Annotated in this window: 16 protein-coding genes; 12 read left to right on the forward strand and 4 right to left on the reverse strand. The window is 37.1% G+C overall.

The genetic code is table 11. From position 1 onward, the window contains the following. The first annotated feature begins 5 nt into the window (after window positions 1-5). From MUN88_RS16010 to MUN88_RS16025, 4 genes are read left to right on the forward strand one after another with little or no spacing between them, the layout of a single operon-like run. Window positions 6-1,073, forward strand: coding sequence for a YpbB family protein (locus tag MUN88_RS16010; protein WP_244716803.1), 1,068 nt, complete (start codon window positions 6-8; stop codon window positions 1,071-1,073). Continuing rightward, window positions 1,066-2,616 (forward strand): RecQ family ATP-dependent DNA helicase, encoded by a 1,551-nt coding sequence (locus MUN88_RS16015; RefSeq protein ID WP_244716805.1) that lies wholly within the window; start codon window positions 1,066-1,068, stop codon window positions 2,614-2,616. The genes MUN88_RS16010 and MUN88_RS16015 overlap by 8 nt, the downstream gene beginning before the upstream one ends. Continuing rightward, window positions 2,588-3,175 (forward strand): CPBP family intramembrane glutamic endopeptidase, encoded by a 588-nt coding sequence (locus MUN88_RS16020; RefSeq protein WP_244716807.1) that lies wholly within the window; start codon window positions 2,588-2,590, stop codon window positions 3,173-3,175. The genes MUN88_RS16015 and MUN88_RS16020 overlap by 29 nt, the downstream gene beginning before the upstream one ends. After that, window positions 3,165-3,680: a LysM peptidoglycan-binding domain-containing protein gene (locus tag MUN88_RS16025; RefSeq protein ID WP_244716809.1), complete on the forward strand. Its 516-nt coding sequence runs from the start codon at window positions 3,165-3,167 to the stop codon at window positions 3,678-3,680. The genes MUN88_RS16020 and MUN88_RS16025 overlap by 11 nt, the downstream gene beginning before the upstream one ends. A gap of 47 nt (window positions 3,681-3,727) precedes the next feature. Here MUN88_RS16025 and MUN88_RS16030 read toward each other — a convergent pair whose 3' ends face one another. From MUN88_RS16030 to MUN88_RS16040, 3 genes are read right to left on the reverse strand one after another with little or no spacing between them, the layout of a single operon-like run. After that, window positions 3,728-4,297 (reverse strand): manganese catalase family protein, encoded by a 570-nt coding sequence (locus MUN88_RS16030; protein WP_244716811.1) that lies wholly within the window; start codon window positions 4,295-4,297, stop codon window positions 3,728-3,730. 21 nt (window positions 4,298-4,318) lie between these two features. After that, window positions 4,319-4,588, reverse strand: coding sequence for a spore coat protein CotJB (locus tag MUN88_RS16035; RefSeq protein WP_244716813.1), 270 nt, complete (start codon window positions 4,586-4,588; stop codon window positions 4,319-4,321). After that, window positions 4,585-4,809: a spore coat associated protein CotJA gene (locus MUN88_RS16040; protein WP_244716815.1), complete on the reverse strand. Its 225-nt coding sequence runs from the start codon at window positions 4,807-4,809 to the stop codon at window positions 4,585-4,587. The genes MUN88_RS16035 and MUN88_RS16040 overlap by 4 nt, the downstream gene beginning before the upstream one ends. 307 nt (window positions 4,810-5,116) lie before the next feature. Between MUN88_RS16040 and MUN88_RS16045 the strand changes: the two genes are divergently transcribed. After that, complete coding sequence (locus MUN88_RS16045) at window positions 5,117-6,100, forward strand: YpdA family putative bacillithiol disulfide reductase (protein WP_244716817.1); 984 nt, start codon at window positions 5,117-5,119, stop codon at window positions 6,098-6,100. Between the two features lie 93 nt (window positions 6,101-6,193). On the opposite strand, the gene MUN88_RS16050 is transcribed toward MUN88_RS16045, so the two are convergent. Continuing rightward, window positions 6,194-7,156 (reverse strand): asparaginase, encoded by a 963-nt coding sequence (locus MUN88_RS16050; RefSeq protein WP_244716819.1) that lies wholly within the window; start codon window positions 7,154-7,156, stop codon window positions 6,194-6,196. Window positions 7,157-7,241: 85 nt separating this feature from the next. Between MUN88_RS16050 and prsW the strand changes: the two genes are divergently transcribed. The 7 genes from prsW to rpsA all read left to right on the forward strand — a co-directional run bounded on the left by prsW (window position 7,242) and on the right by rpsA (window position 13,800). Continuing rightward, a complete protein-coding gene (prsW, locus tag MUN88_RS16055) occupies window positions 7,242-7,901 on the forward strand; it encodes a glutamic-type intramembrane protease PrsW (RefSeq protein WP_244724587.1) in 660 nt (219 codons plus the stop codon). A 106-nt stretch (window positions 7,902-8,007) separates the two neighbouring features. Beyond that, window positions 8,008-8,904 carry a spore cortex-lytic enzyme gene (gene sleB / locus MUN88_RS16060; protein WP_244716821.1) on the forward strand — a complete coding sequence of 299 codons (897 nt, stop codon included), beginning with the start codon at window positions 8,008-8,010 and terminating at the stop codon, window positions 8,902-8,904. An 18-nt stretch (window positions 8,905-8,922) separates the two neighbouring features. Then, window positions 8,923-10,257: a germination protein YpeB gene (gene ypeB / locus MUN88_RS16065; RefSeq protein ID WP_244716823.1), complete on the forward strand. Its 1,335-nt coding sequence runs from the start codon at window positions 8,923-8,925 to the stop codon at window positions 10,255-10,257. Between the two features lie 368 nt (window positions 10,258-10,625). Next, complete coding sequence (locus MUN88_RS16070; RefSeq protein WP_244716825.1) at window positions 10,626-11,282, forward strand: flagellar brake protein; 657 nt, start codon at window positions 10,626-10,628, stop codon at window positions 11,280-11,282. A 15-nt stretch (window positions 11,283-11,297) separates the two neighbouring features. Next, window positions 11,298-11,987 (forward strand): (d)CMP kinase, encoded by a 690-nt coding sequence (cmk, locus tag MUN88_RS16075; protein WP_244716827.1) that lies wholly within the window; start codon window positions 11,298-11,300, stop codon window positions 11,985-11,987. Continuing rightward, a complete protein-coding gene (locus tag MUN88_RS16080) occupies window positions 11,984-12,562 on the forward strand; it encodes a lysophospholipid acyltransferase family protein (RefSeq protein ID WP_244716829.1) in 579 nt (192 codons plus the stop codon). Before cmk ends, MUN88_RS16080 begins: the two co-directional genes overlap by 4 nt. A gap of 98 nt (window positions 12,563-12,660) precedes the next feature. Next, complete coding sequence (gene rpsA, locus MUN88_RS16085) at window positions 12,661-13,800, forward strand: 30S ribosomal protein S1 (protein WP_244716830.1); 1,140 nt, start codon at window positions 12,661-12,663, stop codon at window positions 13,798-13,800. Window positions 13,801-13,953 lie beyond the last annotated feature (153 nt).

The following is a 13,953-nucleotide window of genomic DNA, read 5'->3' on the forward strand; positions in this document are numbered from 1 at the left end:
TTGAAATGTTTGAATTTATATTGTTGGATTGTATGTTGAAATTAAATGGCGAACGGACGATGTATAATATATATCATTTATTGACAGCCAAAAAATCAACACAAACGATTCAGGACAGTAATATTTTTGGATTGACTGCTTATTTTGGTATATATAAATCAATGACCAGGAAACAGTTTGATGAAGAGGTGCAACGACTAGAAAAAAAGAATTGTATTGTAATGGAAGCAAGAGATACAGTAAAGCTTACAAATAAAGGGATGACGTTACATAAGCAGCAGGGGCAACATTATCTCCCTCTTCTAACATTAAATGGAATAGAGTACGAACAGCATGCGGAGAAGCTCTTGCAACATGTGATATTATTCGTGCAGACCATCACACATTTACATATGCGAAAACATAGTTTCATACCGATTGTTGACGATATAGCCACACAGCGATTTGTGAAGACAGTCTGGCGTAACAATCAGGTGCATGGAACTCAAAGGATGTTAGACCAGCTTTATGAAGATTTGTACCGATTATTGGAATTTTTCCCTAGTGATCATGCTGCAATATTTGTTGATCGTCTCTCAACCGATCAAAGAATAGGATTAAGCAGGTATCAATTAGCGGAGAAATTCCAAATGACTATCCACGATATTTCCATCATCAATATGAATATTATCCATAATCTATGCAGGATGATTGTCGCTAACGATAGTACATCGTTGTTAAAACAGCTCTATCCTGTACGCACGAAACAGCTTTTAATCAGTGATTCGGCCAATCAAACCTTATATTATGTAAAAAAAAAGCTATCTATTTCGGAAATATCAAGCATCAGGCGTTTGAAAGAAAGTACGATTAAAGATCATCTTATCGAAATCGCCTATGCCGCAAAGGAGTTTCAATGGCAGCATTATGTAAATCATCACGATTATCAACTGATCCAATCTGTAATTATTAATACAAATTCCAAAAAGTTAAAAGACTTAAAAGTACAATTGCCTACTAATATTAATTATTTCCAAATAAAGCTCGTACTAGCAATGGAACAACAAGGAGAGAGGAGGAAGGACGATGCATGATCATAAGTTAGAACAGTATTTACAGTATTATTTTGGATATAGCTCATTTCGAAAAGGGCAAAAAGCCATCATACAATCCGTATTGAATAAGGAACATGTATTTGCTGTTCTGCCTACTGGTACGGGAAAATCGATCTGTTACCAACTGCCAGCCATGATGCTGGATGGTACTGTCATCGTTGTTTCTCCATTACTCTCTTTGATGGAAGATCAGGTGAAACAGCTGAAAGCAAATGGTTTTAAAAAAGTTGCCGCATTAAACAGCATGTTAACGTATCAGGAGAAAGAATCAATCTTAAGCAGGATCGGCAGTTATAAATTAATTTATGTATCACCTGAAATGTTACAGAGTAATCGAATCATCCGAAAAATAAAACAACTGCAGATAAATTTATTTGTCATTGATGAAGCGCATTGTATTTCACAATGGGGGCATGAATTCCGACCAGATTATTTACGAATAACAGCTATACATCAAACGTTGGGAAACCCACCACTTTTAGCACTTACTGCAACGGCAACGCCAGATGTACAGCGTGACATTATAAAGGTTTTACAATTGGAGCAAGTGAGTACTTTCATCTACCCAATGGATAAACCAAATATCTCGCTAGTGTTGGAATCCGTCACGCAATTACATGAAAAACAAGAGCGTATCGCCGAATTAGTGAATACGTACCGAGTCCCAACTTTAATTTATTTCTCAAGCAGAGAAGAAACAGCAAAGGTTGCAGCCTATTTACAATCTGCGGTTAAAGATCGAAGTATTGCATTTTACCATGGTGGTTTGGATAATCAGGATCGCCTTTTAATTCAGCAACAATTTATGAACAATCAAATTGATATTGTTTGTTGCACAAATGCATTTGGTATGGGAATCAACAAGAAAGATATTCAACTTGTTATTCATTATCATATTCCAAGCCAAATTGAATCATTTATTCAGGAATTAGGAAGAGCCGGCAGAGAAGGCCAGGAAGTGGTAAGTCTTACATTGTTTCATGAAAGTGATGCTTTTATTCCGAGGCGATTAATAGAATCAGAACTTCCATCCTTATCATTGATTAAACAGCAACTTGACATCATTTATCAAACAGAACCAACATTTGAAGAAGTGAAACAATCATTTTTATTACAGGCAAATGGTGTAGAAAGCCAGTGGCGTTTCTTTCAATATCAATTAGAGAGATTAGGCCTATTACGACAAGCTAACTGGCAAGTTAAAACTATATCGCAACAGGATGTATTAGAAGCTTTAGAAATAACAATGACAGAGAGAATGGGATATAAAGAACGAAAACTGTCTGAAATGCTGCAATGGGTTTACACTGATCATTGTCGAAGAAATGCATTGTTCCGTCATTTCCAAAACGATGTACAAGAACCGACATTCATGTGTTGCAGTTTCTGTGATTTTAAGTGGGATCATTGGCAACCTGAAGAGATGGTGAGAGAAAAGACTGTTCAAGAGTGGCACCAACTGTTATACGAATTATTATATCAAGGAGATCAAAATGAAAAACAGTCAAGAACAACTGATTAAAAAACTTTCAAGTAAACAATTGAAACAACAGATTTGGCTTTCACAGGGATTACTGTTATTACTGGCCATTACATTAATGTTTATCTTTTTTGACAGTGCAGCTGCATTTTTTAATCTCTTATCCTGGTCATGGTCTCAAATTGTCTTCTATAGTCTGTTTTCTGCATTGATCATTGTGGGTATAGATATAATGACGATGTATATTTTTCCGAAGAAATGGTGGGATGATGGGGGAGTTAACGAAAAAATATTTAAACAAGGTTCCTATATCGAAATTATAGTCCTTTGTTTCTGTATTGCCTTGGTAGAAGAATGGCTATTTCGTGGTATTGTTCAAACACAGTTTGGACTTTGGATAGCAAGTATTATTTTTGCATTAGTTCACACAAGATATTTAGCGAAACCCTTTTTATTTATTGCTGTCATCTTGTTAAGTTTCTGGATTGGACTTGTTTATCAGTGGACGGGCAACTTAACAACCGTTATCGCTTTGCATTTTTTTGTCGATTTATTTTTAGCATTGTTAATTCGGACAAGGGGGGTTCAGCATGCGCGATGATAATATGAATGAAGATCAAGCAGCATCACTCAGAGACCAAATAGAACGGCAGCAAGGTCAAGAAAACGATGCATTGCCACCTAGAAGTGAGGTCCACAAAAATAAAAAACAAAAATCAAAATGGAAAATCTCCTTTCCTTTAATCCGTTTTATGCTTATTTTATTTATTGCAATTATTGTATTAATATGGACGATGCGTTACTGGGGAGAGGAGTATTTATCAAAAGCCGTACAAGAGAAGAGTGATCATAGCGTGGAAGAAGTAACGATAAAGAGTAAGTCCTCTACCGTTGAGCAGCTACATCAAGAAGTGGATTTAGTTACACATGTTGTCCGGAAGATGGATAGTTTATTTTCAATATCTGAACAATACTACGGGACGAGTGAATATGTTGATATTATTATCGAAGCAAATGATATTGAAAATCGTACATTGATTGTTGGTCAAGAAATTACTATTCCTAATATAAATGCAGATTCGATCAGTAGCAGTTTGACAGACTAAACGATGGTTAGCCCCGCCTCCATGAACGAGACGGGGTTTATTAATATCTAAAAAATTTTTTTTCGGTCTCGCTCTTCTTTCAAAATTTCTACAGCTTCATGGAATCGTTGCGAATGGACAATTTCCCGTTCGCGTAAAAACTTCAAGGAATCATTAATAAACGGGTCGTCAGAAATATCTATAATCCACTGGTACGTGGCACGCGCTTTTTCTTCAGCCGCTATATCCTCATATAAATCAGCAATCGGATCCCCTTTTGCTTGAATGTATGTTGCTGTCCAAGGTGAGCCAGCAGCATTTTGGTAATAGAGAGCGTGATCATGATTAACAAAGTGCGCACCAAGTCCAGCAGCCTCTAACTCTTCTGGCGTGGCATCCTTTGTCAGTTTATAGATCATCGTAGCTATCATTTCAAGGTGGGCGAATTCTTCGGTGCCAATATCGTTTAACAGTCCGACTACTTTGTCCGGAATCGTATATCGTTGATTTAGATAACGTAATGCAGCAGACAGCTCTCCGTCAGCACCACCATATTGTTCGGTTAAATATTTGGCTAACTTTGGATTACACTTACTAACTTTCACCGGATATTGTAATTTCTTTTCGTAATACCACATTTCTAACTCACTCCTCGCTTCTTAGACTTGCCATGGCCATGGAGCATCTTTCCAATTCCAAGGATAACCGGAATAGCTTTGGCCGAATTGCATTAACGGACCAAATTCTTCTTCGAACTTATTCTTTAATTGACGGCTCTGAAAAGCGGCTTGATTAAATTGATTGATTGCATCAACGTCATCAGGATGGGTGTCCAGGTACAAGGTTAATTCCACTAAAACAAAATCAATTGCCTGAATCTGTTCTAGTTGCTGATAATAACTATCTGGCATTGATCGGGAATGGGTCATGAATCACTACGCTCCTTTCTTGGTGGATAATCATCATACAAACAAGGCCACAAAGTTCCGGCAAAAAGTGCTTCTCTTGCAGTTGGAAATTGTTCTAGATTTTTTGGCTGGAATCCTATATATAAATTCGGCGGCGTGGAATAACATTTTGTTTTGATTGGCTTGCAAGGATCGAACTTACTCACATACGGTGAATAGCATTTCGTTGTTGTAAATGACATAGCGAATAACTCCTTCCTCATAAAAATCATATTTGCGCTTCAAAATTAGTTTATGGGCAATAGAAGTTGTCCTATGACGGAATGTCGATAATAATGAATGATTTCACATTTATGCTTACGATTGGGTATACTATAAACATCCAACAAATTTCGATTTTATAAACAAGCTAGTTAACGTTCTTTGAACAAACATGTTAATATATTATTGGGTAAAATTTTCCCTCGATATCGTGATCTTCTAAGGGAATTATACATAATAGCATCGTTTATTAAGATTGGGTGTAGAATTGAAGGAGTGTATCAAACCATGCAACAGGAAAAAGCTATTGTTATCGGTGCAGGACCTTGTGGAATGTCTGCAGCGATAGAACTGCAAAATATTGGAATAGATCCATTACTCATTGAAAAAGGTAATATCGTCGATGCGATATATCAATATCCAACACATCAAACCTTTTTTAGTTCCAGTGATAAATTAGAGATTGGAGATGTCGCATTTGTCACAGAAAAAAACAAACCCGTACGAAATCAGGCATTAGCATATTATCGTACGGTTGCGATAAGAAAAAAGCTGCGAATTAACAGCTTTGAAGAGGTAATCGCAATCGAACATGTCAACGATCAATTCGAAATAACAACGACAAATCAATACCAGGAAAAGAAAACTTACCATGCAACTTATTGTGTTATAGCAACCGGATATTATGGTCAACCAAATTACTTGGGTATTAAAGGAGAAGAGCTTGATAAAGTACACCATTATTTTAAAGAAGCTCATCCATTTTACCAGCAAAATGTAGTCGTGATTGGCGGAAAGAATTCGGCAGTAGATGCAACGATTGAGCTGCATAAAGCAGGTGCAAATGTAACAGTGTTATATCGAGGAAGTGAATATTCGAAAAGCGTGAAGCCCTGGATATTACCAGAGTTCGCATCGCTGGTGAACCATGAAAAAATAACAATGGAGTTCAATGCAGAAGTGGAAGAAATCTCCACACACCATATTACGTATCACGTTAATGGAGAACGAAAGAAAATAGATAATGATTTTGTCTTTGCGATGACTGGTTACCGACCGAACCACCCCTTCCTGGAAAAAGCAGGAATTTCTATTGAGGAAGATACAGGAAAACCAGCATATCAACCTTCGACAATGGAAACGAATGTGGAAAACATTTACATTGCAGGTGTCATTGCTGCTGGTTTTGACAACAACGGTATATTTATTGAAAATGGTCGTTTTCATGGAGGATTGATAGCGGCATCTGTTCAGGAGAAAGAAAATAGTTAACTGCTTTAATGGAATTCCTTATCAAGGAAATATATGGAAGGATAAACAATCCCCACGAAACTTTAAGTTTGTCGTGGGGATTGTAGATGATGATCAGTCTTTAAATGCATGGATCATTTCATGATGTGATGCATGGTTTTCCAGTAATAACATGAGTTTCAGCCTTGCTTTTGGACCATTTAAATGGTTGGCAAAGATAACTCCCTTGTCAACTAAGGTACGACCACCACCTTCATATTGATAGGTTGGCTGTACGATGCCTTTATAACATCTAGATACCAGCAGTACCACTACGTTATGCTGTAATAAATGCTGGATTGCTGGCACTATCGTTGGCGGGACATTACCTTGTCCTAAACCCTCAATAATCAGCCCATCCGTCTTAGCCGGATCCAACATTTCGATTAATTCTTTAGGCATGCCAGCATATGCTTTCAGTAGCAGTACATTTTTACTTACAGCTGATATATCAAAAATTTCTTCGTGATACGTCTTCTGATAATAATAGACATCTTGCTTCGTTACCATACCGACAGGTCCAAACTGAGGACTCTGGAACGTCGCCACGTTACTGGTGGATGTCTTCGTTACATATTGGGCTGTATGTATTTCATCATTCATGACAACGAGTACACCTCGTTGTTTGGATTTATGATGTGACGCGACACGAATGGCACATATTAAATTATATAAACCATCAGAGCCGATTTCATTGCTTGATCTCATTGCACCGGTAAAAACAATGGGAACGGTGGTGTTGACACAAAGATCAACGAAGTAAGCTGTCTCTTCCAATGTATCTGTTCCGTGTGTGACAACAATTCCTGCATACGTACCATTGCTTGCTTTTTCCTTAATATAATTGGCTAAAGTCAGCATATGTGGTGGTGTAATATGTGGTGATGGCAGATGAAAGACGTTCTCTTCTTCAATGGAATGAGTTTTTAATAAGTCTGCGTTGGACAATGGGTGTGAATCTGTTTCTACGACACTGCCATCTGGGTTCTCTTTCATAGAGATTGTTCCACCTGTATGGATCACTAATGTTTTTTTCATTTTCCATCTTCCTTTTTTGATTCTTTTAACAAATACATTAAATATTATGGCATAATTGATTGGAGGTAGAAAGTAGGTGACAAGTTTGTTTGCTCTTATTTCCGTTTCAATTGCACCGGCTTTTGCACTAATGTCGTTTTTCTATTTAAAAGATAAATACGAACTAGAGCCGGTTTATGCAATTTTTAGAACATTTATCTACGGAGCACTATTAGTATTTCCAATTATGTTTATTCAATATGCATTTCAGGAAGAAGGAATAGGGCAAACGCCTTTCTTTCAATCCTATTTCATATATGGCTTATTTGAAGAGTTCTTTAAATGGTTTATTTTCATGTTTACTACTTATAAATATTCGAAATTTGATACTGTTTATGACGGTATTGTTTATGGTGCAGCGATTAGCTTAGGTTTCGCGACATTAGAAAATATTCTTTATTTGTTTGCACATGGTATCGAATTTGCAATCGGCCGCGCCTTATTTCCGGTGTCATCACATGCTTTGTTTGGTGTAATCATGGGATATTATCTCGGAAGAGCGAAGTTCGCGAAGCGTTATACACCTCTATTAATCTGCTTGGCATTTCTGATTCCAGCATTTCTACATGGCACATATGATTTCATCTTAGAAATCATACAGAAACGATGGATATACGGTTTAATGCCATTTATGGTAATACTCTGGCTGTTAGGTCTTCGAAAAGTAAAAATTGCAAATGAAATCACACAACATCAAATTAATTGAAGAAGTCTTTAAATGAGACTTCTTTTTTTATGAATAAATTTTCTTTTTTATTAAAAGCTATCCATATCATCAATCCATTTTGACTAGTTATGGAGGGTCAACGAAAATGAAAAATAAAATATTAATATGTCTTTTCATACTTACCATTAGTTCGTTTGGTTTCATTAATTCAGAGAAAGATCAGCTGGATGCTTTTTCGAATCAAGTCATTCAACAAGGGGCAACAGGTGATGACGTAATTGAACTACAGGCAAGACTTCAATATTTAGCTTTTTATAATGGCAAAATTGATGGTGTATTTGGTTGGGGTACGTATTGGGCACTACGTAATTTTCAATATGAATTCGGAATGGAAATTGATGGTCTGGCAGGTGCAGCCACCAAGCAAAAATTAGCGGATGCGAGTGAATTTGACAGGGACTATGTATATGAACAAATTAGGAAAGGTAATGATTTTACTCATTACGGTGGAGTCGATAATGACAAACAGTCCAAACCTAATAACAACAATACATCGTCAGGATCTGGAAGTTCTGGAGGAACAAGTGGATCTGACTCTGGATCAGGTGATTCCGATCAGCAGCAGGATACGAATGAAACAACGGATGAAGACCTTGAACCAAGTGCTGTCAATATGCCACAAGGATTCTCGCAGAATGATATTCAAATCATGGCTAACGCCGTATACGGTGAAGCAAGAGGGGAGCCGTACGAAGGTCAGGTAGCAGTTGCTTCTGTTATTCTTAATCGCGTAGAAAGTCCAAGTTTTCCTAATACGGTTTCAGGTGTCATTTTTGAACCAAGAGCATTTACTGCTGTAAGTGACGGGCAAATATGGCTAACGCCAAATGATCAAGCAAAAAAGGCAGTACTTGATGCGATTAACGGATGGGATCCAACGGGAGAAGCGATCTATTACTTTAATCCAGATACTGCGACTTCGGCATGGATATGGTCGAGGCCACAAATAAAACGGATAGGTAAGCACGTATTCTGTATGTAATTTTTCGGAGGTGAAAACATGTTTCGATGGCTATTTATTACCGTATTGAGTATAGGAATTATCGGTGTCTCCGTATGGGGATACCAAGAACATCAAGAAAAAAATGCTGTATTAATCCAGGCAGAAAATAATTATCAACGGTCATTTCATGATCTAACCTATAATCTGGACTTGCTTCATGACAAAATCGGTTCCACGTTAGCGATGAATACAAGAGATCAATTATCTCCACAATTAGCAGAAATTTGGAGATTAACATCCATGGCACATAATGATGTTGGACAATTGCCACTAACGTTAATGCCATTTAACAAAACGGAAGAGTTTCTTTCCCAAATGGGGAATTTTAGTTATCGAACCGCTATTAGAGATTTAGAAAGCGAACCATTGTCAGAAGATGAGGTAGGCACACTAGAATCTCTCTATGAAATGTCAGGTAATATTGAATCAGAATTGCGAAAAGTACAAAACATGGTGTTAAATGATAATCTCAGGTGGATGGATGTACAGCTTGCATTAGTAAATAATGATGAGCAAGCGGACAACACCATTATTGATGGCTTTAAAACAGTAGAAAAAACAGTTGAAGGCTTTGAAGAAGGTAAGTTAAATGCAAGTATGATGGGAACTTCCAGCGATAAAGATGGATTTTCGATGTTAGGTGAATCGAAAATAACGGAAGAAGAAGCGAAACAGAAAATGAAGGATTTCCTGGAACTAAAGGATGATACAGAATTAACCATTGCTGCTACTGGTAAAGGAGCAAACGTCCCAATGTACAGTGGTTCATTCAAAGAATCGGAACGCTCCGGATATATAGATATTACTCAGCAAGGTGGTTACCCAGCCAGTCTCATGATTAACCGGGAAGTAAGTGACACTAAAATCAGCTTGCACGAGGCAATGAATATTGCCAAGGACTATGTGTCAAAATTAGACCTTGCTTCTGAGGTTGCAATGGTCGAGAGTAATCAGTATGACAATGTCGGTGTTTTTCAATTTGTTCCGAATGTAAATGATGTCTGGATATACCCAGATGCTATTCAGGTAAAGGTTGCCTTAGACAACGGCGATGTCCTAGGATTTGTAGCAAAAGATTATTTGGAGAACTATCATGAAAGAGATATTGCAGAACCTGCGATAACAGAGGAAGAAGCAAGTGATAAAGTAAATCCTAACCTGGAAATCCAGGAAAATCATATCGCGATTATTGAAGATGATATGGGAGAGGAAGTTCTCACATACGTATTTTTAGGGACGTTAAATCAGGACACGTACCGGATTTTTATCAATGCAGAAAACGGCAGTGAAGTTAGAGTAGATAAATTAAAGCAAGCTGAGATAAAATATTAAGAAAAGTGCAAGCGTCCGTTTAGAAACGTAGCGACTGGACGGCATTAACTGAGATAAAGGAATCATGGTGAGCAAGTGATGTAGATGATGACTTTCGCCCAAAGGCATAAGGGTGACTAGGCCTCTGGTTATTACCAATCGGCAAGTCTTCTTTATCGCAGGGCGATGCAGGAAGTCGCCTAGTTTCTGGGCGCCGGAGTGGACATGGCTGTTCATGTTAGAAAGTGATACAAAACCTTAAAATTTTATACTTTCTGGTAAAAAAGAAAGAAGGTCTTTTCCTTCTTTCTTTTTTTTGCGATAATAGGGACAAAGGATTATTCTCTAATTGCGTGTTTTTTAAATAATACATAGAAAGAGGTAAAAAATTGGTTAGAATTGGTTCCTTTATACAACTTGAAGAAGTAAAAAATAAAAATAAAACGTATAAATGCCGGGTGATTGATCGAAAACAAGATAAACTGTACATCGATTATCCAATTGATGTGCAAACAAATCGGACGCAGCTATTCCCGGTCGGCAGCGAATTCCAGGCACTTTTCACCGAAAATTATTCTCTGTTTAGTTTTCCATCACAAATTATCGGAAAAGCTAATATCAATAATATTCCAACCTTAATTATGAACTTTGATAAAGAACAATTGAAGAAGATCCAGCGCCGTGAATTCGTAAGGGTTGAATCACTGCTCGACATATCTGTGCGCAGCAGGAATCAGGAACCTTCATTTGTACCGTTTACATCGGTCACCCATGATATTAGTGGTGGTGGATTATCAATCTTAATTAAAAATAATTTGGTCATAAATGAAGGCGAAATGTTGGATATTATGTTAGTATTACCTTTAGATAATGAGATAGAATATCTTCATCTTATTGGAACGGCAATTCGTATACATAGCATTTGTGAAAATAACAACATACTATCGGTTAAATTTGTGGAAATTGATAAGAAGGATCAACAACATATTATCCGGTACTGTTTCATCAAACAACTAGAGAATCGCCGTAAAGGATTTATTCAGTAGGGAAGGAAGAAAAAAATGAACGAAAATAAGAAATTAGCCATCGCGATAGATGGACCTGCAGCTGCGGGAAAGAGTACCGTTGCAAAGCTGGTAGCCAAGCATCTCGGCTATGTTTATATTGATACAGGCGCTATGTACAGGTCTTTAACCCACTCTGTACTAAAACATAAAATCGATGTAAACAATCATGTACAAGTGGTGAACCACCTACATGAAATATCCATCGATATCGATCCAAAGCAGCAGGTGTATCTGGATCAAGCGAATGTGACAGACGATATCCGTACCGAAGAGGTTACCAATAGCGTTTCAGCTGTTGCTTCTATTGCGAAAGTAAGAGAAGAAATGGTATTACGACAAAGAAAGCTAGCAGAAAAGCGTGGAGTCGTGATGGATGGCAGAGATATTGGTACTCATGTAATACCAGATGCGGAGGTAAAGATATTTCTGGTAGCCAGTGTACAGGAAAGGGCACTGCGAAGACATGAAGAAAATCAGCAGAAAGGTTTCCATTCTGATTTGGAACAAATAAAAACTGACATTAAACAGCGGGATAAGATGGATTCTGAACGAGAAGTGTCTCCATTAAAAAAAGCATCAGATGCCATTGAAATTGATACAACATCATTATCTATTGAAAGTGTTACAGATCAAATTTTATCAATAGCACAACTAGCACAACAGAAAAAGAGGAATGACAAATGAGCTTTTATCAATTTGCTAAAACTGCAGTAAAAATATTTCTAAAACCGAAATATAAAGTTCAAAGCTTCGGAACGGAGAATATTCCAAAAGAAGGGCCTGTAATTATTTGTTCCAATCATATTTCCAACTATGATCCTCCGATTGTAGGAATAACGAGTCCAAGACCAATTCATTTTATGGCGAAAGAAGAATTATTTGATAACAAAGTCTTTGGATTTATATTACGCCATGTAAATGCCTTTCCGATCAAGCGAGGGATGAGCGATCGAAATGCATTACGAAGAGGGTTAGAAGTTTTGAAAGATGGACATGTTTTAGGTTTGTTTCCAGAGGGTACTAGAAGTAAGACAGGGGAAATAAAGCGTGGTCTTGCGGGAGCTGGTTTTTTTGCTTTACGCTCTAAAGCTACGATTGTTCCGTGTGCGATTATCGGGCAATATAAAAGCAAGAATCCGTTAAAGGTTGTGTACGGAAAACCAGTAAATATGGAATCGATGAGAGCAAATAAATCTTCTGCTCAAGAAGTAACGGATGCAATTATGGAAGAAATTAAAAAAATCAAAGAAAATCATTAAGTTTTGATTATATAACTTGACAAATCACGCTAAATATTAGAAGTTAGAAAAAAGCACATTTTATTGTTTTGTGTTGGAAATCGAAGGAGGTCTTTGTCATGGATGAAATGAATCAAGAAATTTCTGAGATTAACGAGCTTTCCGTAGGTGATATTGTACGGGGAAAAGTAGTTAAGGTAGAAGAGAAACACGTCCTAGTCGATATTGGATATAAAGTAGAAGGTATAGTACCGATTAGTGAACTTTCTCCACTGAGGATCGAGACTGCAAGTGATGCAGTCAATGAAGGTGACGAACTAGAATTGCAAGTGAAGAAAGTCGAAGAAGAAGAGGTAGTATTATCTAAAAAAGCAGTTATTGCTGAAAAAGCTTGGGAAGACTTACAAGCTAAATTTGATAATAGCGAAATCATTGAAGCAACAGTTCGCGATATTGTAAAAGGTGGTCTAGTTGTTGATGTAGGCATTAGAGGATTTATTCCTGCCTCATTAGTAGAAACACACTATGTAGAAGATTTCTCTGATTATCAAGATAAATCACTTGCATTAAAAATTGTGGAACTGGATAAAGAACAAAACCGAATTATTTTATCCCACCGTGCAGTGATTGAAGAAGAAGAGCAAAATAAAAAACGTTCTCTGTTAGATAAAATAGAAGAAGGGCAAGAAATTGAAGGAACTGTACAACGTATTACAGACTTTGGTGTTTTTGTGGATATAGGCGGATTGGACGGGCTTGTACATATATCACAACTTGCTCATACCCATGTAGACAAAGCTTCTGACGTAGTTTCAGAAGGAGATTCATTGAAAGTAAAAGTTCTATCAGTAGATAAAGATAATGAACGAGTATCTCTATCTCATAAAGCAACTTTACCAGGTCCATGGGATAATATTGAAGAAAAAGTAGCTATCAATGATGTTGTAGAAGGTACCGTAAAACGCCTAGTAAACTTTGGTGCCTTTGTCGAAGTACTTCCGGGTGTCGAAGGTCTTGTTCATATTTCACAAATCTCGACAGAGCATATCGGAACTCCTGGTGAAGTATTAGAAGTTGGTCAAACTGTACAAGTCAAAGTACTTGATGTCAGCGAATCCGATAAACGCATTTCTTTAAGCATCAAAGAGATTGAAGAAGAAAAAAGTCAACAAGAGATCAAACAATTTGAAGCGGACGATGAACAGTCCGGCTTTCAACTTGGTGATATGATTGGTGATAAATTAGATAAATATAAATGATTAATAGAAAGAAAAGGTTCATGTTCCTGCATGAACCTTTTTTTATTATTAGCAAAGGAAGTAGATAATAAGGCGATTTGCTGAAGTGAATAGCGGTTAAGATTGAAATAATGACTTATTATAATACAAATTATGTTAACTAGCTTAGTGGTC

It is taken from the genome of Gracilibacillus caseinilyticus (genome assembly GCF_022919115.1).
GTDB lineage: Bacteria > Bacillota > Bacilli > Bacillales > Amphibacillaceae > Gracilibacillus > Gracilibacillus caseinilyticus.